This is a genomic window from Paenibacillus sp. 2TAB23, assembly GCF_052115165.1.
In the GTDB taxonomy this organism is placed as follows: domain Bacteria; phylum Bacillota; class Bacilli; order Paenibacillales; family Paenibacillaceae; genus Pristimantibacillus.
Genome location: NZ_JBFRGD010000025.1, coordinates 15,944 through 41,482 on the forward strand (window position 1 = coordinate 15,944; position 25,539 = coordinate 41,482).

General features: G+C 50.3%; 20 protein-coding genes. 11 read left to right on the forward strand and 9 right to left on the reverse strand.

The features are described 5' to 3' along the window. The first annotated feature begins 24 nt into the window (after positions 1 to 24). The gene (locus AB4Z29_RS26655; RefSeq protein ID WP_441946011.1) at positions 25 to 1,014 is read left to right on the forward strand and encodes a 2,3-diaminopropionate biosynthesis protein SbnB; all 990 of its coding nucleotides are present in this window, start codon (positions 25 to 27) and stop codon (positions 1,012 to 1,014) included. A gap of 99 nt (positions 1,015 to 1,113) precedes the next feature. On the opposite strand, the gene AB4Z29_RS26660 is transcribed toward AB4Z29_RS26655, so the two are convergent. Both AB4Z29_RS26660 and AB4Z29_RS26665 read right to left on the reverse strand, forming a co-directional pair. Then, entirely contained in the window at positions 1,114 to 1,479 is a 366-nt protein-coding gene (locus tag AB4Z29_RS26660; RefSeq protein ID WP_441946012.1) for a hypothetical protein, read from the reverse strand. A gap of 203 nt (positions 1,480 to 1,682) precedes the next feature. Next, entirely contained in the window at positions 1,683 to 1,919 is a 237-nt protein-coding gene (locus AB4Z29_RS26665; RefSeq protein WP_441946013.1) for a DUF6953 family protein, read from the reverse strand. 205 nt (positions 1,920 to 2,124) lie between these two features. Between AB4Z29_RS26665 and AB4Z29_RS26670 the strand changes: the two genes are divergently transcribed. From AB4Z29_RS26670 to AB4Z29_RS26685, 4 genes are all read left to right on the forward strand, one after another. Beyond that, a complete protein-coding gene (locus tag AB4Z29_RS26670; protein WP_441946014.1) occupies positions 2,125 to 2,574 on the forward strand; it encodes a MarR family winged helix-turn-helix transcriptional regulator in 450 nt (149 codons plus the stop codon). Positions 2,575 to 2,629: 55 nt separating this feature from the next. Next, positions 2,630 to 3,610, forward strand: a complete 981-nt coding sequence (locus tag AB4Z29_RS26675) for an aldo/keto reductase (RefSeq protein ID WP_441946015.1) — start codon at positions 2,630 to 2,632, stop codon at positions 3,608 to 3,610. Between the two features lie 108 nt (positions 3,611 to 3,718). Continuing rightward, entirely contained in the window at positions 3,719 to 4,210 is a 492-nt protein-coding gene (locus AB4Z29_RS26680) for a hypothetical protein (protein ID WP_441946016.1), read from the forward strand. A 134-nt stretch (positions 4,211 to 4,344) separates the two neighbouring features. Further along, positions 4,345 to 4,839: a glutathione peroxidase gene (locus tag AB4Z29_RS26685; protein WP_441946017.1), complete on the forward strand. Its 495-nt coding sequence runs from the start codon at positions 4,345 to 4,347 to the stop codon at positions 4,837 to 4,839. 136 nt (positions 4,840 to 4,975) lie between these two features. On the opposite strand, the gene AB4Z29_RS26690 is transcribed toward AB4Z29_RS26685, so the two are convergent. Beyond that, on the reverse strand, positions 4,976 to 6,142 hold the full coding sequence (locus AB4Z29_RS26690) for an ATP phosphoribosyltransferase regulatory subunit (protein ID WP_441946095.1): 1,167 nt from the start codon (positions 6,140 to 6,142) through the stop codon (positions 4,976 to 4,978). Positions 6,143 to 6,413: 271 nt separating this feature from the next. After that, positions 6,414 to 7,241, reverse strand: a complete 828-nt coding sequence (locus AB4Z29_RS26695; RefSeq protein WP_441946018.1) for a CPBP family glutamic-type intramembrane protease — start codon at positions 7,239 to 7,241, stop codon at positions 6,414 to 6,416. Positions 7,242 to 7,560: 319 nt separating this feature from the next. On the opposite strand from AB4Z29_RS26695, the gene AB4Z29_RS26700 reads away from it, so the two are divergent. Further along, on the forward strand, positions 7,561 to 9,402 hold the full coding sequence (locus tag AB4Z29_RS26700; RefSeq protein ID WP_441946096.1) for an AbfB domain-containing protein: 1,842 nt from the start codon (positions 7,561 to 7,563) through the stop codon (positions 9,400 to 9,402). A 71-nt stretch (positions 9,403 to 9,473) separates the two neighbouring features. On the opposite strand, the gene AB4Z29_RS26705 is transcribed toward AB4Z29_RS26700, so the two are convergent. After that, positions 9,474 to 13,619 carry a glycosyl hydrolase gene (locus tag AB4Z29_RS26705; RefSeq protein ID WP_441946019.1) on the reverse strand — a complete coding sequence of 1,382 codons (4,146 nt, stop codon included), beginning with the start codon at positions 13,617 to 13,619 and terminating at the stop codon, positions 9,474 to 9,476. 387 nt (positions 13,620 to 14,006) lie between these two features. On the opposite strand from AB4Z29_RS26705, the gene AB4Z29_RS26710 reads away from it, so the two are divergent. From AB4Z29_RS26710 to AB4Z29_RS26725, 4 genes are all read left to right on the forward strand, one after another. After that, the gene (locus AB4Z29_RS26710; RefSeq protein ID WP_441946020.1) at positions 14,007 to 14,723 is read left to right on the forward strand and encodes a peptidylprolyl isomerase; all 717 of its coding nucleotides are present in this window, start codon (positions 14,007 to 14,009) and stop codon (positions 14,721 to 14,723) included. A 230-nt stretch (positions 14,724 to 14,953) separates the two neighbouring features. Next, positions 14,954 to 15,487 (forward strand): DUF6143 family protein, encoded by a 534-nt coding sequence (locus tag AB4Z29_RS26715; RefSeq protein WP_441946021.1) that lies wholly within the window; start codon positions 14,954 to 14,956, stop codon positions 15,485 to 15,487. A gap of 54 nt (positions 15,488 to 15,541) precedes the next feature. Further along, the gene (locus AB4Z29_RS26720; RefSeq protein WP_441946022.1) at positions 15,542 to 16,123 is read left to right on the forward strand and encodes a TetR/AcrR family transcriptional regulator; all 582 of its coding nucleotides are present in this window, start codon (positions 15,542 to 15,544) and stop codon (positions 16,121 to 16,123) included. Positions 16,124 to 16,179: 56 nt separating this feature from the next. Further along, on the forward strand, positions 16,180 to 18,009 hold the full coding sequence (locus AB4Z29_RS26725) for an alpha/beta fold hydrolase (protein ID WP_441946023.1): 1,830 nt from the start codon (positions 16,180 to 16,182) through the stop codon (positions 18,007 to 18,009). Positions 18,010 to 18,194: 185 nt separating this feature from the next. Here the strand turns inward: AB4Z29_RS26725 and AB4Z29_RS26730 are convergent, their stop codons facing one another. Together AB4Z29_RS26730 and AB4Z29_RS26735 are read right to left on the reverse strand one after the other, a co-directional pair. Next, the gene (locus tag AB4Z29_RS26730; RefSeq protein ID WP_441946024.1) at positions 18,195 to 20,381 is read right to left on the reverse strand and encodes an asparaginase domain-containing protein; all 2,187 of its coding nucleotides are present in this window, start codon (positions 20,379 to 20,381) and stop codon (positions 18,195 to 18,197) included. 20 nt (positions 20,382 to 20,401) lie between these two features. Then, positions 20,402 to 21,796 carry an asparaginase gene (locus AB4Z29_RS26735; RefSeq protein ID WP_441946025.1) on the reverse strand — a complete coding sequence of 465 codons (1,395 nt, stop codon included), beginning with the start codon at positions 21,794 to 21,796 and terminating at the stop codon, positions 20,402 to 20,404. Positions 21,797 to 22,404: 608 nt separating this feature from the next. On the opposite strand from AB4Z29_RS26735, the gene AB4Z29_RS26740 reads away from it, so the two are divergent. Then, on the forward strand, positions 22,405 to 22,599 hold the full coding sequence (locus AB4Z29_RS26740; protein ID WP_441946026.1) for a sporulation protein Cse60: 195 nt from the start codon (positions 22,405 to 22,407) through the stop codon (positions 22,597 to 22,599). A gap of 599 nt (positions 22,600 to 23,198) precedes the next feature. On the opposite strand, the gene AB4Z29_RS26745 is transcribed toward AB4Z29_RS26740, so the two are convergent. Both AB4Z29_RS26745 and AB4Z29_RS26750 read right to left on the reverse strand, forming a co-directional pair. Beyond that, positions 23,199 to 24,020 carry a class I SAM-dependent methyltransferase gene (locus tag AB4Z29_RS26745; RefSeq protein WP_441946027.1) on the reverse strand — a complete coding sequence of 274 codons (822 nt, stop codon included), beginning with the start codon at positions 24,018 to 24,020 and terminating at the stop codon, positions 23,199 to 23,201. 38 nt (positions 24,021 to 24,058) lie between these two features. Further along, positions 24,059 to 25,525, reverse strand: a complete 1,467-nt coding sequence (locus AB4Z29_RS26750; RefSeq protein WP_441946028.1) for a stalk domain-containing protein — start codon at positions 25,523 to 25,525, stop codon at positions 24,059 to 24,061. Positions 25,526 to 25,539 lie beyond the last annotated feature (14 nt).

The following is a 25,539-nucleotide window of genomic DNA, read 5'->3' on the forward strand; positions in this document are numbered from 1 at the left end:
AGACAGTTCAGGATAGAGAGGACAATGCTTGTGTTATATCTCGGCGATGAGCACATCCGCATGATCGGACTTAACTGGGAGGCACTTGTAGACAGCATGGAAAATGCGGTACGGATCATCGATTCGGGAGACTACAAGCAGCCCGTCAAGCCCTATCTCCGTTATCACAACCCCGCGAATCGGATTATCGCGATGCCTGCTTATGTTGGCGGAAGCGTGCAAACAGCGGGAATCAAATGGATTGCCAGCTTTCCCGGCAACCTCGACGCCGGTCTGCCGCGCGCCCACAGCATCACGCTGCTCAATGATGCCGCCACAGGCGTTCCGCGCGCCATGCTGAACACCCCCCTGCCAAGCGCAGCGCGAACAGCAGCTGTCAGCGGCTTGCTCCTCCGCCATTATTTAAACGCACAGGGCGAAGATCGCCGCATAAAGCTTGGCATTATCGGCTTCGGGCCAGTAGGCCGGCTGCATTACGATATGTGCTGCCAAATCTATAAGGAACGAATCGATAAGATTTATTTATTCGATATTAGAGAATGCCGGGTGGACAGCCTTGATCTTGATCGCGTGGACACCCATCTTCGCGAGCTGACACAAGTCGCGGCAAGCTGGCAGCAGCTATACAACGAATGCGATGTCGTCATTACGTGCACAGTGAGCAAGGAACGGTATATCAATGTATCACCGAAGAAAGGCTGTTTGCTGCTTGATGTATCTTTAAGGGATTTCCATACGGCCGCTTTAAGCAGCGTCCATGCGATTGTTGTGGACGATTGGGAAGAGGTCTGCCGCGAGAATACGGATATCGAGCTCCTCCATCTCCAACGCGGCTTGACCAAAGAGCAGACACTAACGTTGTCTGACGTCGTTTGCCGTCACGCCCTGAAGGACGTGCGAAGCGAGGAGCCTGTATTGTTTTGCCCGATGGGGATGGCTGTATTCGACTTGGCCACTGCAGCCTATTTCGTAGAACGTGCAAATGCACGGGGGATTGGTATCCAGCTTCAATAACTAGCACATCTATACAAAAAGGATGATGCTTGGCGCAAGGCCTGCATCATCCTTTCTATTTCACGCTATGTCCAAGGCTTAATCAGCCGATAAGAAAATTTACGCGGATTGCCCCAGTCGATTTGCCGGGAACGGATAGACCTTCGAGCGGTCTCCCGCTTTTCCTGCGCCCTCGCTTGCATTCCTCGTATTCGTAAGCTCCATAAACCAAGCTTCATCCCATGTATCTAATGCCAAGTCGATTGAATTCTGAAAAACTTGGGCATCGTCTAAAGGGATGTCAGATACGTTTTTGAGCCAAGATGACCGAACAGCAACGATTTTGCCGATGACTTCCTCGTTATCTGATTTAACAACATTTACAGTGACGAACCCTTGCAAAATATCAATCGTTTCGACAAATCCGTGAATTAGCTCGCCGTCTTTCGTTTTCCCTTGTACCCAGTCGCTTATGTTGAATTTCATCTTCCAACACCACCTATCCCCATTAGTAAGATCACCCGGTAACTGTACCTATTTCTCGTACACTTAGGCTAGAAAGGAAGACGCCGCATTTCTTTCAACTGACGCCTTACCGCTCAACTTCTTACTGTAAGTTTAATAGTTACAGTTACCTTTGTCAAGTGCTCTCCTGCATTTAGGCGCGAGCCTCTCCATCTACGGCAAAGCTAGCTCCAGCCCCAGAAGAAGCCATCTCTCTCCCACGCCGCTTTCCCTTTATGCAGCTTGCGGAATATCTTTTTAACCTCTTTATCAATCGATGCGTTGCCATGCTCATTCACATATATAAACGATTCACCGAAATGGCTTTTAATATGCGCCACTGCCTCACCCTGATGCAAAATCCCTTTTTCCTTCAACTCGCCCAGCATCCATGCTGCAACCTCTTCTGCGGTATGGGACATCGCTATCACTCCTTCACTTGAATAAACGCAGTACGTATCGCATACTTTCGTCTCTTACTTCAATATAACGCTGCATCGCCTTGATTGACAGCCCCTGAAGCAAACTTTATTATTATATTTATCACAATTTAATTTTGTTAAACTTAGGAATTATGATAAATGACTAGCAACTCTAGGCGCTTGCCGTCGAGCGGAGGATAACAACATGGAAAACCAAGATATATTGAAACTGGATAATCAAATCTGCTTTGCGTTCTACGCCTGTTCCCGGGAGATCACCAAGTTATACCGGCCCATGCTGGAGAAAATAGACCTTACTTACACACAGTATGTAACGATGCTCGCCTTGTGGGAAGAGGATCATGTAACGGTTACCGCATTAGGCAACAAGCTTTACTTGGACTCCGGCACATTGACGCCGCTGCTCAAAAAACTGGAGGCTGCAGGTCATCTGACGCGCACACGTGACCGCAATGACGAGCGGAGCGTGCTGGTAGAGCTGACCGCTCAAGGCAGAGCGCTGCGGGAGCAGGCAATCGACTTCCCTAATCAGCTGGCTTGCATGTTGGATGGCACACCTGAGGAAGCAGCTGGGTTGCTTGCGATTATGCATCAATTTTTACAAAAAATACAGCATAGCAGCAATAAAGAGTAACGTAACGCCGCAATAATAGCCGCCATTAGCGATTAGCGAAACAGGAGGAATAGCGATGAATCAAACCGTTCTACGGCCATTCGGTCCAACGAAGCTGCAATTATCTCCACTTGGACTAGGCTGCTGGCAGTTCAGCAATGGCAAGGGGATTGTAGGAAAGTTCTGGCCTGTTCTAGAGGGCAGTCTTATTAACGACATCGTGAGAACGAGCTTCGAGGGTGGGATCAATTGGTTTGACACCGCTGAGATCTATGGGAACGGACAATCCGAGCAATTGCTCGCACGCGCCTTGCGAGAAACGATTCAATCAGAAAACCCTGTTTATATTGCAACCAAATGGTGGCCGCTATTCCGGACTGCGGGCAGCATCGGCACGACGATCGAAGAGCGCATTAGGCTGCTGGAAGGCAGGACGATTCATCTGCATCAGGTTCATCAGCCCTTCTCCCTCTCCTCCGTCAGCAGTGAGATGAAGGAAATGGCCAAGCTAGCGGCAGCAGGCAAAATCCAGCACGTCGGCGTGAGCAACTTCTCTGCTAAGCAAATGATAGAAGCCGATCGCGTGCTGCGCGAGCACGGCTTGCGGCTTGCCTCCAATCAGGTGAAATACAGCCTGCTCGACCGACGCATTGAGCGCAATGGCATTCTAGAAACCGCTCAGCAGCTTGGCTGTGCGATTATTGCCTATTCTCCGCTTGAGCAGGGCATACTAAGCGGGAAATTCCATCATGATTCGGCACTGGTCAAGGCTATTAAAGGCCCCCGCAAATGGAGCCCAGCTTTTCAAGCCAAAAGCCTGAACCGTTCAAGACCGCTTATTGATTTGCTCGAGCAAATTGCCATAGCTTACGACGCTACTGCCACCCAAGTCGCTCTCAACTGGCTCATACATGCGCATGGCGATACCGTATTCGCCATCCCGGGCGCTTCCAAAATCCATCACGCCGAGCAAAATGTGAAGGCTATGCATTTCCGGCTGTCTGTAGATGAAATTGCGGAAATAAACGAGGTTTCGCATTTTGCCGCGTCCAAATAAGAAGCTCGGTATTGCTAATCACACCGGCTTCTCGATTCAAAGCAGTGAGGGAAGGGTATAAGGAGATGTAACCTCATATTTGCTTAGAAGCGAGAGGAGGGCTCACCCATGACGGTGACCATCGGTATTTTCGAGAAAGAAGAAAACGTCTTAGAAGCGATTAGATTGCTCCAAGCCGCACGGACAGACAAACAAAATCTTCAAATTATAGTGAAAAATAAGGAAGCCGCACCTTTGCTGGCAGGCCAGACCGACATTCCGGTTGACGAAGTTTATGACATTCGGGAAGCTCAGGAACGCAGCGGCGAGAGAGTAGTTGCTCCACTTGGAGCAGCACCGCTAGCAACCGGCGGCTATGCTGTCGGAGGAACGGGCGTCGCAGGCGGAAGTCCCGCCGGTTTTGTTACCGGCGCGCTCGATGCCGACAACGATACCCGAACCGAAGACGTCCTGCAGAGCATCGGCATTCCCGATAAACTCGCCAAAACTGCCGGAGACGCGATTGAGCAAGGACGCTACCTGCTTTCTGCCGATACGGATTACGAGGAAGAAGCAAAAGCGCTGCTCATTCAAGCCGGCGCTGCTGACGTCATTTATTAATCCTGAATAGAACCGAAATACGGAGGCTGCCCATTTTTTCTGGGCGGTCTCCTTTTTTTTGATTGACACCCTTTTTTACATTGTGTACAATTAAATTATAAAAAATATAAGTAAAAGTCATTGGAGGTTTTATCATGTCCTTGTACGATATCGAAGTAAAAACGATCAGAGGAGAGGCACAAACTCTCGCCCTTTATAAAGGGAAGGTTATGCTCATCGTCAATACGGCTACCAAATGCGGCTTCGTCAACCAGTTCAAGGGTCTCCAAAAGCTTCATGATACGTATAATAAGCAAGGCTTCTCCGTATTAGGATTTCCCTCCTCGCAATTCGCTAACCAAGAGCTTAGCGAGGACAGCAAGGTTGCCGAGGCTTGTGAGATCAACTTTGGCGTATCCTTCCCGCTTTATGCCAAAATCGACGTAAACGGCAGCACGGCACACCCGTTATTCCAGCGCCTGACAAGCGAAGCCCGAGGTTTCCTCGGCTCACGGTCAATCAAGTGGAACTTCACGAAGTTCCTCGTCGATCAGAACGGGAAAGTATTGAAACGCTTTGGCTCCAAGGATACACCAGAGCAAATCGAAAGCCACATTCAGAAGCTGCTGAAGGCTCCAACGCACGCTTAATCTCAAAGCGCTTCACAAGTCAAAAGCTGCCGGAAGCTCCGGCAGCTTTTTTGGGTGCTCTCTTTTTGTGAGCAGTCAATACCTTCATATTGCTTCACTGTATACGAAGCCTCTGACCTCCCATGTCCTGCCGCGCCTAGCAGCTGAACAATTGCTCATATCGCGAGCTATAGCAGTCACCGATGATGTAGATTGCCTCGTCTACACTTACTTCTCTCTCCGTCTGCTCCGCCAAATCCAGCAGCCGCACCGATCCCGCCTGCCAATTGCGCTCGTTAAGCAGCAACGCGTAACGAATACCATTACCCGGCAGCGATGCCAAACTATTTTCCAACTGCTGTCCACTCTTATCAAGCCTCACCCTGATGCCGTTTTCGCGCAGCTCCGCTGCCGTCTGAAGCAGCGCTGCCGCCGTTACGTTCAGCGGTATGAGTACGACTGTTGCATGAGCCTGCTCTACCACTCGTTTCTCAAGCAAATCCATAATAGCCTCCACCTCAAAGGACATCCGAGCTGCGCTGTATGCAGCCTCTTCTCCATTGATCAACCGCCAGGCAAAAGCGTCGACATACCTTCCGCCTCCTCCTAAGCTCAGTGTACAGCCATCATCAGAAGCCTCAAACACCTCATATACCGTTCCTGTATAATCCGACGGACCACGAGAGAGAAACGGGTCAAACACGCACTCCTTTTCCAGTCCGATTGCGCGCAGCATATTCCGTACAGCCAGCACCTCGTTCGCTCCCGCGCCGCCTTCGAGGCTATACGTCTCCATTAATTGCTCCAAGCCAGACTCCTCGTTCACTATCAACTCCATAACCGCGGACACTACTTTATCCGTCAGTCCACTCATCTGGAGCTCCTCTTTCACGGCGTTTGCCCCAGCTTTCGCCAGCTTATCCAGCGCAAGCATTACCGCGCTGGCATCTGAGATTGGAACGGCAGCAGCCTCCAACAGCTCTGTCAAAAACCGCCGGTTGTTCCACTTTAACTTAATCTTTATCGCAAGCGTTCGGAACACACCCCACGCCAGCTGCATCAGCTCTATCTCCGCTTCCGGACCTTCTATCCCCACAACTTCGACATCATATTGCAGGAACTCCCTCTGCCTGTCGTTCTCATTCAGTCCGTTACGAAGCACTTTCCCTAATTTATAGCGTTTGAATGGCATGATTAGTCCAGGTTTCCATACAATTTCATCGAAATCATAGAGCTCGAACTTCTCGCGAAGCGTCGCTTGAATTTCCCTTCTGCGGGCCTGCTCCTTGCCCCAATAACTATAATTCCCCTTTACATTACGCATCACGATCATCCCTCTCTTAGTAAATGGAATAAAAAAAACGCGCAGGACCCCATGGTCCTGCGCGCATCGTATGCTGCAGGGAGGCCAACGCGAGAAGCGCTAGCCCACCCTGAATGTTGATCAGGTGTGCTAACGCCTAATGAAATGATGAAGCTGGTTGAATTGTAATTTGTACATGATGCTTCACCCCTTCGTCTGAATTAAAGTGATTATAGCGAATAACACTAGATCACGCAACACCTTCTTTCAAAGTCGCGTCCCTCTTCCATTCTCATAATCGCTCGATGGCCGCCTTATTCATGCGCAATCGGCGAAAAGCCAGCATGATAATAAACAGCAGCATAAGAGCAGTATAGCTTTGCGCATGATCAATCAGGTTTCCAGGTCCCGCATCTGCCACGACCAGAAGCCCTTTGCCATCGGAATGGCCGGGAATGCCGTAGAGCAAGCTAGATACAAAGCTCACGCCCGTATAGATACCCGCACTCATCCAGATGGAATTCGTTCGCAGCAGCACAAAGCCAAGGGAGAGGCCGAGCATAATCGAAGCCAGCACCTGCGAAGCGCGGAAGCCCGACAGCCAGATATCGTCAAGCGCATAAAGACAAGCTGCAAGAAGCAGGAGATAGCCATTGCCTAATTTGCCTTTAAGATGCGCGAATACATAGCCCCTGACCACCAGCTCATTCATTAGCGAGCCCAGAAAAGCGACAGCGAATGCTTTTAACAGGAATGCCGCAGCGCTAGGCGCGCCTCGCAAGCCCTCTATATGAAGAGCCTCCGACAATGACAAAAAACCAAACATCGCCGCCCAAGCCGAGGCTCCGAGCAGGAAGCCGATTCGCACATTTCTTTTCCAGCCGTAATGACCCGTTAAGCCTAGCTCCCCCAGCCCCCTGAGACCGGTCAGCTTAGCCACCCAATGAACCAACACAAAAAACAAGCTTGCATATAGCAGCCACGGCATCGCCTGCCGGAGATCAAATAATTGCGGGATGAGGTTCATATATAAATCAATAATCAGGAAGCCCATTATTCCAAATATGATCTTCATAGCCAGAATCCTTTCTCTCTCAATTGGCCATGCCGACTCGTCCATTCTACGTGTCTCCACAGCTTATCCATTCCAGTATATTCACCATAATCCCGCTTATTCCCCTGCTTTATCGCCTATCTGAGCCCCTTCTTTCGTACCAAACAAATCGTTCACATTGTGCACGACCATTTATTTCACAAATGTTTACTTTCTTCACTTGTAAGCGTTTACAAAATGAACTACCTTGATATTGAGATCCCCATGCACGCAGTGAATTGCTGCAATATGCGACGGGTCGCTGCTGGCAGTGGATCATCTATCTCTTGTAGGAGGGAAATGAAGGATGCGTACAGCCCCAAAAAGGTTACTCTCTATGCTCATCATGTGTTTACTTATCGCGTTAACGTATGCGGGAATCAAGCTTGAGCACGCAGACGCAGCAAGCGTCAGCATAACGAACGGGACCGAATGGCTCGATACGGCCGGCAATCCGATCGATGCTCACAGCGGCAATATTTTGAAGGTGGGCTCTACTTACTACATGTACGGCGAGAAAGCAGTGAACTGGACGTTCGACCGGGTAAACGTGTACACTTCAACCGATTTAAAAAACTGGACGCTAGGCAACAGCATATTGACCAAAACCTCTGCGCCTGAGCTGAACTCCAGCAAAATCGAAAGGCCAAAGGTAATTTATAACGCAGCAACGAACAAATACGTACTTTGGATGCATTATGAGAACGGCACCGATTATTCGCTCGGCCGCGTAGCGGTTGCGACAAGCAGCACGCCTGACGGCAATTTCACTTATCAAGGAAGCTTCCGCCCTCTTGATTACGAGTCTCGGGACATGACCGTCTTCGTCGACACGAACGGTACCGCCTATTTGGTTACCGCGTCGAAGAAAAACGGCGGCACGAATGATACGATGGCTATTTTCCAGCTCAATAGCAGCTATACGAATGTCCAATCCTTTGTAGGCTGGGTATTCGAGAACGGATACCGCGAAGCCCCTGCTGTTGTGAAAAAGAACAATACGTATTATTTGTTCACCTCGCAAGCCTCGGGCTGGTATCCAAATCAAGGCAGCTACGCCACCTCTACATCAATGACCGGCTCTTGGTCGGCACTATCGCCATTCGGCGACCCCGCCGCTTACGGCTCGCAAATCCACAGCATCGCTACCATCACCGGCAGCAGCACAACCTCCTATATGTATATGGGCGATCGCTGGAACCCTCTCAACTTAAGCGACCATCATTACATCTGGCTGCCGCTTACCTTAAACGACGCAAGCGCAACCGCTTCGCTGAATTGGTACAGCTCATGGAGCATCGATGCCGCAACCGGCTCCGTAACTCTTCCATCTTTAGTCAACCACGCGCAGGGCAAGTCAGCGACTGCTAGCTCAACGGGCACAGGCTCTTCAGCCACGAACGCCAACGACGGCAATGCCCAGACCAGCTGGGCAGCTTCAAGCAGCTCTTGGCCAGCATGGTGGCAGGTTGATTTCGGTGCTCCGAAGACCATTACAGAGGTCGATATTTCCTGGTTTATGTATAAAGGCTCTGAGGCGTACTACAAATATAAAATCGAGGTCAGCAATGATGGCGTCAATTACTCCGCGATTGACCGGACAGGCAATACAAAATACGGTTTCACGACCGATGCCGTCCGTTTCACCGCCCGCTACGTGCGCATCAACCTTGTGAATGCCGTACTGTTCAACAACCCTAACAACTGGTACACGCCTACGGTACATGAAATCCGCCTCCTCGGTCCGGCAACCGCCGACGCGACCGGCTACAGCAGACTGGAATCCCATAATTTCTCCACCCGCTACGTTCGGCACTACAACTATGCGGCCCGCATCGACGAGAACGTATCTCCCACACTGGATTCCCAGTTCCGCATCGTGCCAGGGCTGGCAAGCGCATCCGGCGTTTCCTTTGAGTCAATGAACCTGCCGGGGTATTACCTAGCTCGCAACGCAAGCAACCAGATTGCGCTGCAGCCATTCACCGGAACCGCCGCCTTCAAAGGCGATGCCACCTTCAACCAAGTTGCCGGCTGGGCGGATAGCGCCAAGGCCTCCTATGAATCGTACAGCCAGCCCGGCAATTTCATACGACACTATAATTACGTGCTACAGCTGTCTACCGTCAACGCAGCAAGCGCAGCAACGCTCAAGAGCGATGCCACCTTCAAACGCTACAACTACTAGAAATTGAAATACCCCTAAAGCGTCGGCTCGCGCCATCGCTTCAGGGGTATTTCCCTCTCTTTCGTATACGTCTAGCTCACACTAAGTACAATCTCATCCACATAAACAAAAGCCTCGCCCGATCCTCCGGTCGGCTCAATCTTGATTCCGATCGCTTTCACCGCATCACGGTCAGCTACGCCATTTAACGGAATGTATAGCGTCTTGAACTCGGTTGAGTCTACGCTTACCGCTGTTCCGCTGTCATACCAGCTCCAGCCCGTTCCCGTTTTAATATACAACCGCACATTGGCCGTTCCAGCTGACAGCTTCACCTTAACGCTAACGCCATCTACCGCCGATAGATCCAGTGCCGATGCCTTCGCGAGTTCAAAGCCCGTTCCCGTCAAGCTGAAGGAAGCGCTCAGTGAATGCGTCCCCGATGTCGCAGCATCCGTCGTAATTGCCGGGGCCATAGCGCTCGCCTCGTTGGATTCCACGTTAAAGCCAGAGGTATCACTCTCAAAATCGTATAATACTCCCGCAGGCGATGGCGTGCTACCCGCTCCGCTTCCTCCGTTCGGAACGCCGCCCGTTCCATCATTAATCGCCTCGATATCGTCGAAATACAAGCTGCTGCTAAGCATTGCTCCCGATACCGCGTTCACATAAATATTGAAATCCTGCACGTTTTTGAGGCTTGCTTTATTGATTTTTTTGCCGGCATTGCCCGTATCCCAAGGCGCAACAGCGAACTCATTAAAGTGCAGTGAAACCCACTCTCCCTTTGCACCTGCAAGCGATGGGTAAGCCTCATATGAAACGCCGTCTACCTTCAGTTGAATAACCAGCTTCTGATTAGATCCATCCGGAACGATCCAGAATTTCAGCTTATTAAAGGCCGACCAATCCACGCCTCCGAGTCCTTTCGTGATGCCCGCATAACCTGATCCGCCAAGCGTATAATCGAATTTCATGGCATATTCGCCGCCGCTCTCATGCGAAGGATCAAGGCTTACCGCAACCGTGTCGCCTCCCGCTTTCACGAACTTGGCCTGCAGTGCAGCGTTCACGCCTTGATAACCTTCAAAATCATCAACGAGTGACGGGATGACCGGCGCTTCAAAATAACTGCTGATCAGCTGAATATTATCTACATAAATCGGACCGTCAAGCTGTAAGCCACTGCCGATCAACGATAAGGCAATGCTCGTCGCCTCTGCAGATTTGGCGGCATCATTCAAGTTGACCACCGCAGAATAACGTGCGTACACAACACCTTCTATTGTTACTGTCTCTAGTTCCGAAAGCTTTTCTTCCGTCGTCAGCATGCCATATTTGCCTTCATCCGACCAATCCGGCGGGAGCATAACGACCGTACGCAGACTTGCATTCGCATTAGCCGCACCCGCTGCTGCCGGAATCCACACATCCCATTTCACGCGGTTTACAGATGCCAAAGGAACAGCGCTTGCCGCATCTGTCAGCTCCAATTTAAATTCCTGCCAATTCTCGCTTGGCACAGCTCCCGTTACATTCAGCTGCAGCACGCCATTCCCACCTATCAATGCATGCGCTAGCGAAAGTCCCATTGCAGCCGGCCAAGTCCCGTTATTCTGAATACCGTCGATTGAATCATCGAATGTATACGAGCGGAGCGGAAGCTCGTCCACCTTAATGAAGGCGAGAACCGACTGCTCCAATACGACGCCGCCTTGCTTATACACCTTTACCGTAACCGACGCCGTTTTGCCATTCTGCTCGCCCGCTGGCGACCAGCTTGCTGAATAATAGCCGTCGTCATCCAAGCTCATTGGTATCTCCGATGCGGAGCCCTCCGCTACATACACGACCTTGGTCGGCGCTGCATGCAGCACCCTAGCCCTTATTAGCATATCCGCTTCTTTGACCGTGCTTTGATCGACAGGCGACACAATATGCAGGGAAGGCTTTTCCTCCGCCGCTCTAACCTGCTTGCCGTATACATCGCCGACTTCTGCCGCGAATGCGGTATATGAATCATTATAATAAGCGACCAAGTCGTCAAGCAGCTCATGATCGCCAAGCGTCGGCGCATCGCGATAAGGCACAAACAAATTTCCGTTCAGATGAAAATTGGCCCACGTCTGCATGTACGAAATCCTTCTTGCATCCGGATCTGCCTTGATAGCGGCAAGCACCTTCGTAAACCAATTCAAATCCATATTCCCCTGTGTCAGCATCCCTTGCGGACTATAGCCAAATTCAGAGAACGTAGCAATTTTCCCTTTGGCATCCGCCAGCCTCGAGATCATAGCCAGATCATTGACCAACAAGCTCAGGAAAGTATCGCTTCCCGGATTTTGCTGGTTGTCATATTGATCCATGCCGAGAATATCCACGTAGTCATCGCCGGGATAAGTCGTTAAATAAGTGTCTTCACTTCCCGAAAAAGCACCGTTCGGCGAGTAAACATACAACAAGCTGTGAACGTTCTTCTTATCCCGCAAATATTCAACGGTATACCGATATATTTCAACATATTCGCTAGCTGTCGTCGTCTTGGCCCCCCACCAGAACCAGCCTCCATTCTGCTCATGGAAAGGACGGAACAGAATCGGTATCAACTGGCCGTTACCGTCCTTAAGATTGTTAGCCAGCTCGGCGATAAGATCCAAATAAGCATTGAACTCGCTATTTTTGTCGCCTCCCGGCAGTATATGCTGCACGACAGAGCCCGCCGTATCATTAAAGCTGCCACCCGTTACGAAGTTCGGAAAGTGGGTGCTTAACGCGACTATGCCGCCAAGCTCATGCGCTTCCTTCATTTTTGCTGCGAGATTGATTCTGCTCTGCTCCGTATCGCCCGCGACCCCCGGCTTCTCTTTGCCTTCCAGACTGCCGGTGTCCCAGCCAAAAACAGCAGGGAAATCACCTACCGCCTTCTTCACATCCGATTGTGTCTCGGTCGAATTAATAAAGGATATGCCCTCAGTCGTTACATGCTGCTGGCCAAAGAGCACCTGTTGACCGCGCACATCATCCAAGTAGGCAAACAACGACTTTGTGAATGCAGTAGCATCCGGGTCTACCAAATCCTCCACCCGCTCTGCCTGGCCTCCTCCGTTATCCCCGCCGCTGTCGCCAGAACCGGCTCCGTCGCCTGTTGCATTCACTGTCTTTCCATCCTTAATGACAGCTTCTCCTATCGGAAGGCTCACCCCATTCAGCTTGACGTCATCCGCCTGAATAACCGTTTTTTTCACGTCGCCCAACCCTTTAATAGCGCTGCCCTTGGCACCTGCACGCAATGTCAGCTCACCCACATTCGTGCCTGTTTCAAGATCCAGCGTAAACATGCCGTTCGCTGTCATACGCTGAGCGGTCGAGCCTTGGCTGAAATGAACGCGTACGGGCCCATCCTTACGTTCTACCTCTACACCCGCGAGCGTAGAATGATCAAACGATACCGTATTTTCTCCCCCGCCCCATACGAATGTTTCACCTTTCACCGTGACGTTCACCAGCTTGGCGTCTCCGTCCGCTACCGCAGAGGTTACGTACAGATTGCCGTTTATCGTCATGTCCTTGAGTACCACATCCGCTTGATTCACAACGACATTGCCTGCGATTGATCCTCCTGCAAACTCGCCTGCTTTGGGATAATACCCAGCAACCAGCTTGTCGATAACGGCTATTAGCTCCGCCCTCGTTAATGGATTACGAGGCTTGAACGAGCCATCCCCATACCCTTCGAGTACGGAGGATAGAGCATCTACCGCTTTTTTCGCATATTCGGCAATGTCAGCTTTATCCTTAAAGGAAGCGCTGCCAACTCCTTTCAGACGGAAAGCCTTAGCCAATAGCACGACGGCATCCTGCCTAGTTACCGCATCCAGCGGCTTTGCTACATTCGAAGGATATCCCTCAAAATAACCCGCTTCGCGTGCGGCAGAAACCGCTTCTGCATACCACGCAGAGGGTGCGACATCCGAAAACGACTTCTCCGATTGCAATCGAAAGCCCAGCGAGGCATTAATGATCGTCACCAGTTCTGCACGGTTTATTGTCCTGTTCGGCCCGAAGGAGCCATCGGAATAACCTTTTATAACACCGTTGGACTGCCATCTCTCAATGGCTTCTTGCGACCAATGTCCTTGCGTGTCTTCTGTTTCCGTCTGAGCGAACACGGGCATGGCAAGCGATAGAACAAGCATCGGAGCAATAACTCCCGCAACCCATTTGCGTACTTTTTTCATCCGAATCCTCCTGTTTATTTGTTATTTTTGTTATTGCCAATACGTATTGGATGTAAGCGCTTTATAATTAGTATATCGATCGTTTCTTCACAAAAAAATGGTTTAAACTAGCTTTTATAGGCTTTAAATGATTTTATTATTATTTATTTTGTTATGTTGTTATGTTTGTTTCCCACTGCTCGGAACAATTCTCCTCCTCCCCACATTCGCCTAGCCTGAGTAAACCGCAACATATTCGCAATTAATTCCAGCAATATGCTATTATACTATTTGGACAAGCGCAAACGGCTATCGCCATCCTTTGGCGGCATTTTAAAAAAGGCGAATGTACGCAATCAGCATGATTCGAAGCTGTGCAGCATTCGCACATTTAAGGAGGATATGGAAATGTTGTTGAAAAACAAACGCTTTGGCATGATGCTGCTCCTTACTTTCGCATTGGTTCTAGTAGCGGCAGGCTGTGGCGGAACGAAAAGCACGAATAACGGTTCGACAACGGGATCAGACGGCGGGAATACCGCTGCCGCTACAAACCCGCCTACTGAAGCACCTGCCGAAGACGGCCCTGTACTTCTTGGATCAGACAAGCATCCTGTCGTAACGATCCAACTTAGCAATGACAAGGTCATCAAGCTAGAGCTTTACCCGGAGGTTGCTCCGAACTCTGTAAACAACTTTATTTCTCTTATTAATAAAAGCTTTTATGACGGCGTTATATTCCACCGCGTTATCCCAGGCTTTATGATTCAGGGCGGCGATCCGGACGGAACCGGAATGGGCGGCCCTGGTTACAGCATACCCGGCGAATTCAACAGCAACGGCTTCGAGAACAAGCTGAAACATACGCGCGGTATATTGTCCATGGCCCGCACGCAGGATCCGGATACCGGTGGCTCGCAATTTTTCATCATGGTCGCAGACGCGCCTTCGCTCGACAACGAGTATGCAGCCTTCGGCAAAGTAACGGAGGGCATGGAAGCGGTTGATGAGATCGTTAATCAAACGACCGGAGCAAACGATAGGCCAGAATCTCCGATTTCCATGAAAAAGGTGACGGTTGATACGCTTGGCATGACGTTCGAGGAACCGAAGAAAACGGAATAAAAAAGAGGACGGCTCCGAACGGGTACCTATAGCCGAGGACACTTGATAAAGTGCACTCAGCTATAGGTACCCGTTTCGTTTCAGCCATCCTCTTTTTGTTGCCCATGCCTTAGAAAACATCTTACCTTACGCGGCCAAGCCCATGTCGCATAACCTGAGCTGGGTGGAGGCATGTTACCGAAATTTCGTCATATGGTGAAGTATAAGTCCGCCGCAAAGGATGGTGAATCATGTACGGTTATGGGCCTGCCAGCGTAGTCCATGTTGCAAACTCACTCCATCATTCGCTGCAAGGAAAATATTTCGTAGGAGAAACGGATCAATTGAATCCGACGGACGCCAACCGCACTTGGGGAGCGCTGGTCAATCCGCTGCATTCCGATGTTCATCTTTACTTAGACCTTTATGTCCTTAGCAACTTATCGGATGACAAGCTCGTTTCACAAATATGCTTCTGTTCGAGCCTGCCCTCACATGGCATGCAATCGCATGAGATTGCATCGGCGAACCTCGCCTTGCATCCCGCGCCGCTGCCGCTCGGGCAGATCCAATTCGGAAGCGGCCTTGACACCACTGCACTTGCCGCAACGCCTGTTTCCACTCGGGTAATCCCCTCTTATTCAAGCATATCCAGTGAAAAAGCCGGACACTGGATTATCGGACCCGGCAAAGCCATTTTATTCACGCTAACGAGCGCGATGAACCACCCTGCCCCCGCGGTCATTTCGGTCGGATGGTGGGAAGGGCGTCATAACCTGTATTAACCAATCAAACCTGCCCATTGACACATTCATGATTAGTACTATATAGTACTAATCATGAACGCCAAACCAAAAAACGCTAACCGCGAAATCGCACTGCAAGCCGCAACGACCCTATTCCTAAGCAAAGGCTATCTCGTCACAAGCATGGATGATATCGTCACGGAGAGCAAAGTTTCCAAAACGAATATCTATTATTATTTCAAAAGCAAAGAGGAGCTGCTCTCCGCTATAATCGAAAGGTTAACGTCCCGATACGAAGCCCTCATCACCCATATCGCATCCAAGACGGAGCTGCCTGTCATGGAACGGCTTATGAGGCTGATGCAGGTGCTTATCGAGCAGGACATCGATTGCCTGGGAGGCTGCCCTTTCTTAACGCTCTACACACAGACGCCTCTTGATTCAGCAGCCGCCCGCAACCAGATCAGCTTATTCTTCACGAAGCAGCTGACCGTTCTGGAGCAGCTGCTTGCAGAAGGCATAGCGACCAAAGAATTCAACGATAGTCTGCAGCCGCAGGAGACGGCCGCTTTAATCCTATCTACGATCGAAGGCGGACTTTTCCTGCAGCATGCCCAGCCAGAATCAAAAATAATGCAGCAATCACTTCATACTTTAGCTTCCATGCTAAAGTAATTTTTTTAGTCAAATTAGTACTGTTTAGTACTAAAAACCAAAGGAGCTGAGCCGCCATGGCCCATATATTCATCACCGGAGGAACCGGCTTTGTCGGTACCGAGGTCATTAAACAACTGGCAGCGAACGGTCATCAGATCGCCGCTTTAATGCGCTCGACTCAGCGGCTATCCGTGCTCCATGATCAGTTAGACGAAGAGGCCTTCCGCTTGGTAACTGCCATAGTCGGAGATTTAACCCAGCCTGGACTAGGGATATCCGAGGCCGACCATCAAACCATACGCCAAGCTGACATCATTATTCATGCTGGAGGCCCGATGGATATTATGCTGGGCGAGTCGCAAGCCAAGCAGGTGTTTCTAGATGCTGCCGACCAATTGAGCAAGCTAGCCTCAGACGCGCATATAAACGGAAAGCTGCGGCATTTCATACATGTCGTCGGCTTCAAAAGTCCCGTTACCGATCAGAATATGGATCAGCCAGCCGCCATCCATAAGCTGCTTGAGCACGAATCCCCCTATGAACGCATGAAAATAAGGGCTGACCTTCATATTCGGGAACAAGCCAAACTGCACGGTTATCCTCTCTCCGTTGTCAACCCCAGCGTCGTCATCGGAGACTCCGCGACCGGCAATACCGAGCAAATAGGCGGACTCGGCATTCTCGTCGCCGCCGCTCGTCTGAAGCTTATGGGGACCGTTCCCGGAGGCGGCAGCTACTGGCTCCCGCTCGTCCACGTTGACCACGCCGCAGCATTCATTACAGCGCTCGTCGATGAGCCGCAGCCCGTCAGCGAAACGTACTACCTATTAGACGAGCAAGGCAGCAGTCCTAACATGACCGAGCTGATTCAAGGAATGAACAAGGAGCTTCGCCTTCGAGCGCCTATCGGCTCAATCTCCCTGCCCCTATTGAACAGACTATTGGGCGGCCCATTGGGAAGCAAGCTCGGCATCCCGCAGCAATCGCTTAGCTTCATTGTGAATACACCTTTTCCCACAGAAGCGACAAAGCGCATGAAACTCGCGCACAAGCAGGCCACTTCGGTGAATAGCGCTATACTCCCACATGTCGTTGCCGATCTCGATTATCGCCTATCGCATAGCGAATCTATCCATCCTGGTTTTTCGCGCGGAAAGCGAGGACCTCTCGCTACGCTGGAGAAAAAGGGAAGCGGCAATCCGATATTGCTGCTGCCCGGCACCTTCAGCGGAGCAGATTGCTTCATACCGCTCGCATCAGAGCTTCATGAGCGCCATGTTTGGATCGCTGATTTGCCTGGCTTTGGACGCAGCCCCTATCATCACCAATCCGAGGGCGTCATTGAAGGGCATGTCCGATCGATTATAGCAGCGATTACCGAGCAATCTCAGCCCATTACGCTAGTCGGACATTCTTACGGCGCCCTGCTGGCAGCGAAAGTGATGGAGGCTATCCCGGAACGCATTCAGTCTATGCATTTGCTGCAGCCCGCGCTCCATCCAACCTACGCACGATATCGCCTGCCCAGCATAAACCGGTTCATGCTCTCCAAGCTGTCCCGTCATGCTTTGGATCGTTCACTCATTAATCAGGGCTGCTTCGAGTCTCATGAGCAAATTCCCGCCAGCTATACGAACTTTGTCTTAGATGAGCTCAAGTCTCCGCGAGTACGGGCAACGCTAGCTGATACGTTGTCTGCTTTGACCAAGAGCGATACCTTCAAGCTCCAGCCAGCCAAATGGAATACCGTCCCAACCCACATCGCTTGGGGCCTTCTGGATCGCTATTACACGTTGCCCCAAGCTTATAGCCATCTCCCCGTTAAAAGACTAGAGCGTGGTCATCATTTTCCCATTTCACATCCAGCCGAGACTGCACAACTGCTGCGCCAAGCCGGAGTGTAATGCCCCATTATTGTTTAATATAAAAAGAAAGGACTGAAGACGCCCTTTCAATAGACGCTATCGTTTCGGCGAAACGTACAGCGAAAGGATGAGCAAACCCTTATCCTTTCCTGTACGCAAAAAGACGGCTCCACAAGGTCTATTCAGACCTGAGGAGCCGTCTTCTCGCTAGCTGCGCTTTTCCGCTATTTGCTTTCGAGCATGTTCATAATGACGGTAATCGCATCCGCTCTCGAAGCGGTAGCTTTTGGCGCGAACACATTGCCCGTCCGCCCTTGTATAATGCCTTTGTCGCTCACGGCTTTCACAGCGCTCATTGCCCAAGCAGGAATGTCCTTGTTGTCGGCAAAGCTTGTAATTGCATCTGGGTCTAAGGTTAACTTCGATCCCTTGGCAATCATCGACACCATCTCCATCCGCAATATATTAGCGCTCGGACGGAATGTATCGTCCGGATACCCGCTAATAATTCCCGCCTTAACCGCTTGTGCAACCGCATCTTTGGCCCAAGCCGCAATGCTTGCTTGATCGGCAAACGCAAGCGTCTCGCCTACCCCTTCTGCTTTCAAGGCGCCCATTAGCATTACGGAGAACTCCGCACGCGTAACCGTATTGTTCGGCTTAAAGGTTCCATCCACATACCCTTTCACGATACCAGCAGCAACAGCCTTTTGAATAGCCGCTTCTGCCCAGTGTCCGGATACGTCCGTGAAGCTCGCTCCTATTTCATCTACCGCGAATACGGCAAACTTCGTGAAATGATCGGTTTTCACGGTAATGGTGTTTCCACTCACCGTTCCGCCCATTTCGATCCACTGCTTCTTCGTCTCATCGTAATAGAACACGGAAGCCTTCTTGCCTTCCTTAATGAGCACCTTATCAAATTTAAAGGTTAACGTAGCTGGAACAATGAAATTGTCCGGAACGGATTTCAGTATTTCGAACAGCGGAGATAACAGCTGACTCGTTGAATCCACAATTCCGCCTGTGCCCGTCAGCTTCGTGATGGACAGCTTCATCTGTTCCTTCGTCGCTCCAGCAGGTATAGATACCGTTACGCTGTCATCAAGGCCTAGCGTACCCGAGCTTCCAGCGCCGATCGTAACCTCTCCTGAGTTGACTGCGCCGCCAGATCCACCGCTATTCTCCCCTGGAGTTGTAGGTGTTGTTGGCGTTTCAGCCACGTCTACCGCAATATCCTGCGTGCCCACCGTCTCGAACCAACCTTTAACGGTTTTAAAATCATTCGAGAATGCCAATGACAGCATCAACATGATGCGGGCATGCTGCGGATTGAGGTTGTCCCCGGCAATAATGCCGTCGCTGCCGCCAGTAATTGTACCAGAGCCCGTTCTCGTTGTCGAAACGAACGTAACGCCATGATCTTTAATGGCTGCAGCACGCGCCGTGCTCATCTTGGACGAAATGCCCGCGGCGCCAGTACCCGCAGTCACGATACCTTTTGCGCCATCCTCAACCGATGCGCGAATCGCTCCGCCGCCGGCTTCTTGGTAGCTGTAAACAATTTCAACCTTCGGCAAGCTGTCCTTCGAAATCGTTTTGAGATTAAACGGTGATTTCCAATCCGCATCGCCAGCTTTTAACGCCCGAGCATTCATACGATAAATGCGTACTGCCGGATCGTCAACGTAGCCAAGCGCACCGAACATCGGCGTTTCAAACGTATCCATCCGGTGCGCGTTGCTTTTGGTCACCTCACGCGCCGCATGAATGACATCATTCAGCATAACTACCGTACCATACCATTTCGTCTTATTGCTTCCTGCAACCTTAATGGCTTGATAAAGGTTAGCTGGCCCATCCGTTCCGATGGCATCCCAAGGCCGCATCGCACCCGTTACAACAACGGGCTTTTCACTCTGTACGGTTAGGTCTAGAAAATAAGCGATTTCCTCCATCGTATCCGTGCCTGTTGTTACAACCGCGCTGTCGTAAATTTCAAGCGCCGCATCTACCGCTAGCGACAGATCATAGAGCTCTTTCATCGTGTATCCGCCCGATCCTTTGTTGCCGAATTGGAAGGTGGATACATCTGCCGTTTTATGTTTCGGAAGCTCTGCCACCATATCCGCTATCTTATAAGTACCAGCAGCATAATTTTGGAAATTAGTTGGGTCTTTACCCCTCACCTGACCGGCAAGCGTGCCTCCTGTCGCCACAACAATGACATTAGGCAGCGCGGAAGCTTTATGCTCCGCAGACAATGCCGGAATATCGAAGGTCGGGAGCACCGGCGCTTCCTCCGCACGAGCTGAACTTGTGTAGCCGATCAGCAGCGTACTTAGGAGTGCCGCAATGAGGAGAGGAACGAAAATTTTCTTCGTTGTTTTCGATTGGTTCATTATGTTCATAACCGTACTCCTCCCCTAATTTATGGCGTCACCGGTACTGTTTCAGTCGTCGGCTCTGTTGCAGGCTCAGTGGTTGGTTCAATTGTCGAATCTGCTGTTGGCGCTGTTGTCGGCTCCGTTGTCGGAGAAGCAGTAGCCGTTGGAAGCACAACCTCAGGAGTAGGTTCCGTTACGATCGGCTCTTCCACGGAAGTGCTCAATACCGTATTCTCATCAACGGAAATTTCCACATCCTGCGTACCGAATGTCGTAAACCAGTTTCTGATTGTGCTAACGTCATTCGTGAACGCGAGTGAAAGCAACAGCATCATGCGGGCATGTGCCGCATTAAGGTTGTCTCCGCCAATTACATTGCCGCTGCCGCTGTCATAGATGGAACCCGAACCCGTTCTCGTCGTCGATACAAACACGACACCACTGTCTTTAATTGCCGCTGAACGCGCTGTGCTTAGCTGCGAAGAAATGCCGCCAGCACCCGTACCTGCTGTTACAATGCCTTTTGCCCCATCTGCTACAAGTCCGCGAATCGCACCGCCGCCAGCTTCTTGGTAGCTGTATACGATCTCTACGATAGGCAGGCTGTCTTTCGAAATCGTTCTTAGATCAAACGGTGATGCCCATGTTGATTTGCCTGCTTTCGCCGCTCTTGCAGGAGCACGGTAAATGCGAACCGCCGGATCATCTACATAACCAAGCGCGCCGAACATCGGAGCGTCAAACGTATCATTGCGGTGTGCATTCGTTTTTGTAACCTCACGCGCCGCGTAAATGACATCATTCAGCATTACAACGGTACCGAACCATTTTGTTTTGTCGCTGCCTGCCACTTTAATCGCTTGATATAGATTGGCAGGACCGTCTGTTCCAATAACATCCCAAGGTCTCATGGCACCTGTCACAACGACTGGCTTCTCGCTGCGTACCGTTAGGTCTAGGAAGTAAGCAATTTCTTCCATAGTATCCGTACCTGTCGTTACAACTGCGCTATCGTAAATTTCGAGCGCCGCATCTACCGCTAGCGATAGATCGTAAAGCTCTTTGATCGTGTATCCGCCTGATCCTTTATTGCCGAACTGGAAGGTGGATACATCTGCCGTTTTATGTTTCGGAAGCTGGGCAACCAGGTCAGCCATCTTGAACGTGCCCGCAGCATAGTTTTGGAAATTGGTTTTGTCCTCGTTTCTCGCTTTACCAGCAAGCGTACCTCCTGTTGCTACTACAATAACATTAGGCAAGCTTGATGCTTGATGTTCAGATGAAAGAGCCGGAATATCAAAGGTTGGTAGTCCTGGCGCTTCTTCCGCTCGGACAAAATTGTTTTTGGCCAGCACGCCTACCATCGCCGCTAACAGCGAAAGCACCAGCAATGGGACGAGCACCTTTTTAGCTAACTCACTCTTAACAATTTGTGTCATGTTATTCTCCTCCAATGTTATATATTTCTCTCTGTTCTACTTAATTAGTCTATTTTACGTTAGGTATTCTAACAAGTCTAAAATAGTCCAAAAAATCGCATACATCTGCTTTTAACTTCATTTTACCTCTATTTTTACTGATTTTCTCACTATATTAGACGATACATTTGTTAGTTTCTCTCCCTGAATTTAGTAAAAAAATTCATTCATTCCATCTCGCTAAAACTGTATTATTATTGGTAATACACCGACAAATCAGTGAATACATTCAGCTCTATTTCCCTGTTATTTCATATTTTTCTTTTCCATGAGACGAGATAGCCTCGCCTTTTATATTCTAAAGTAATTTTAGTAAATAATAAGCAAACTATTTTCAAAATATAAAATCCAGTACATTCCAAAACGATATATATAACATGAACATGACGCAAATATGTATCACTGAATACCACTTACATAATTAGCGTCCATTTCATCCCCCATAGCAATCTCCCCGATCCGGTTGACACCCTCATTCCCCAATGCTATGGTGGACGTGAGCAGGCATTCCGCTACTTCGGCGGGGTGCCTATCTGTCTATTTGGAAACGAAGGAGGGGAGAAGTCAACATGATTCAAGTGAAAGAATTTATTGATACGGATACGGTGTTTGCCGAGAAGAGAGCTAACGAGTTTCTAGCGGAGCTAAACGATGATCAAGTCATTAATATTTGTTACGGCTCCATGATCAAAACCGCTACATCAGGCAATACCTACCAAAGAAGCACCATTCTAGTCGTATATAAGCAGCTTGCAGAAAAGTAATAAAGAAAGCGGGTGATCCATCATTAAGCCCCGTCAGGATCATTTTGGGCCAAAAGAGACGCAGGGGAACGAGGAACCGGACATTCGAGGCATCCAAAAAGATAAGTGGGAAGTTTTTTTTCGACTTTTATCTTGTACGGCAGCAGTCGGACTGATAGCGGCGGCGATCGGCTACGCCGTTTATCTGTTTATTAAACAATAAGCGCGCTGGCATGAATATGTTAACACTCACTGAAGCCCGGAGGTTAGCCATGAACGACACTACTAACGATAGACTGTTTATGTTGAAAAGCGGAATATTCACAAAGCCATAGTCCCCCTCCCCCCCATTTTAGAAATGCAAAAAGCAAGCCGCTTGTGCCCCTATGGCATTAACAGCTTGCTTCTTTGCATTGTCGCAATATTATGATTACGCGCGCTCCTGTACGACAGGGCGGGGGATCCGGAATATCAGGAAGCTGTTCATCCAGCGAATATGTACCTCTCCGTTCATCCTGCCATTATACATGGAAATACGATAGGCAGTCATTTCCAAGCAACAAAAAATGCTGTCTGAAGGGTCTTTCCACCCATTCGGACAACATTTTTATTCCGCCTTGTTATTTCACGCCTAAGCGCATCCTATAGCTAAACCTAACTTCCAAGCTTCTTCCTGCAAAACAATGCTCAACGCTGCTCCGGAATTGCCGCAGCTGCTCATCCAGCTCCGTCGAGCCCAGCTTAAACACAGTCTGAATGCCGCCTTGGCTAACGGCTAGACCAACATACCTCTTGGCGTCGCAGGTCTCTAAGTTATGGAAGACGATTTCCTTCGAGAAGCGGAACAAGCCGCTGTTGTGGATATGCGTCAAATGTTTTTCCTTATCGCGCTTGCTCGCCCGATCCTTCTCCGGCACATGCTTATTGATAATCTCCTCTGATCGGTCAATAAGCTTTTTATATTCCGCTTCGACTGCCCAGTGCAGCGTTGGCGGCCAGTCGCAATCGTAAGCTGCGAATACCCCTTCCGGCCTAAGCACACGGGCGAATTCCCGCAGCGTGCTAACCGGCTCCATCCAGTGGAAGGATTGCGAGCAGGTCAGCACATCAACACTCTCCGCATCCAAAGCAAGCTTGTCCGAATAACCTTTGACGAACGATATGGACGCTTCGCCGCCTTGCTCAGGCAGCCTCGAAATCGCTTTGCCTCTCATATCGTCATTCGGCTCAAAGCCGATAATCCGATCGGCATGGCCTTGCCACACGTAGGATGACAGGCCCGTTCCGCAGCCGACATCAGCCACCAAATTAGGCCTGCGGCCGAGATAGCTCGTCAAAATATCAATGACGGCTTGCGGCGCTTTCGGCCGATGCTGATCATAATCATTTTCGAATCCCGAGAATCGGTCTACATTGTTTTGCGAATGGCTTCCTGAAGTCATGGCACTGCCTCCATTCCAGCTAAAGGGAGTTAGGCGGTTTATTGCCCACTAGCCATAATGATAGCATTAAATTCCGCATCATGCGCTAGCAGAAAGGTAGCAGCATCCGCCAAATAGTCTGCCTCGACATATAATGCGCCCTTTTCCAAAATAACAGTGCGTTTGGCATTCACCTTGAGCGTCAGCTTCCATGATTGCTTCGCTAGCTGCACTTCCTGCGCAGCTGCGTTCCATTTAACCTCCGCGCCCCAAGACGCGAATACCGCTCTAACAGGCAAATATGTTTTATCGCCTTTCTTAAACGGCTTTTGGGCGTTCGCAAACTTGACCTGTTTGCCTTCCAACCACACCTGCACATCCTTGCCAGCAGGGAGCAGCTCAGCTCCCTCCACCAGCTCTTGTTTAGTAATAATGGGTTTAAGTGTCTTCGAGTCAACCTCAAGCTGCTTCACGCTGTCGTTCAGCGTGTCGGCAATGTACAGCTTGCCCGCTGAATAAAGCAGCGAGGAAGGCTGATTGAACCGCGCTGCGTCTGCGCTCCCAACGACGTCGCCAGGCGCGCTTTGGCCTGCAATAGAAATCACTTTCCCCGCCTGTACGGCCCGAATGCGGTTATTAAGACTGTCCGCGACGTATAGAACTCCATCCGCATAAGCAAGTCCTCTAGGACGGTCGAAACGCGCATCAGCGCTTGTTCCATTCACGTAGCCGCCTGCCATATAACCAGTGCTTGCATCGATCGCCGTCGATTTGCCCGCAACCGTCGTTACTTTTCCATCCCGAATATAACGAATCAAATGATTGCCGCTGTCCGCAACGTATAAGCCGCCTTTCTCATCGAAAGCAAGACCCATCGGCTCGTTGAATTTGGCTTCAGCTGCGCCGCCATCCTTGTAACCGCCCGCTTCGCCAGCCACTCCGGCGAAAGTCGTCGTAACGCCTTCTGGGGAGATCATACGAATGACGTTGTTAAGCGTATCCGCTACATAAACATTATCCTTAGCATCTATCGCAATGCCCGCCGGAGCATTGAACTGCGCATCACCGAATTTGCCGTCCTTATAGCCGGACTTGCCGTTACCGGCAGCCGTATACACTCTTTCCTTCACCACTCTGCGCACTACATGGTTATCTGTATCACTCACATAGATTACGCCTTTGCTGCTCACCGCGGAGTACGATGGGTGATTGAAAGTAGAATTAACCGTTGTTCCATCCAAATAGCCGCTTGCCGTCTGTGTCGTAACCGCCGTCAGCTTGTTATTCTGCCACATGCTGACTTGGTTGCTTCCTGCACTCACGACGATCAACCCGCCGCCTTCTGCCTCGGCCAGCCCCCAAGGCTGACTGATTTTCCCGATGGTTTGAACGATCATCACAGCACTCGTCCGCTCGGTTATTAAGGCCGGCTCCGCAGCGGTCGCCGCATAAGCACTTCCATTAAGCAGGACCAATGCTGTCGCAAGCGCCGTCCCTGCTGCTAATATACGAAATTTCGTTTTCATCGTGTCGCTCCCTT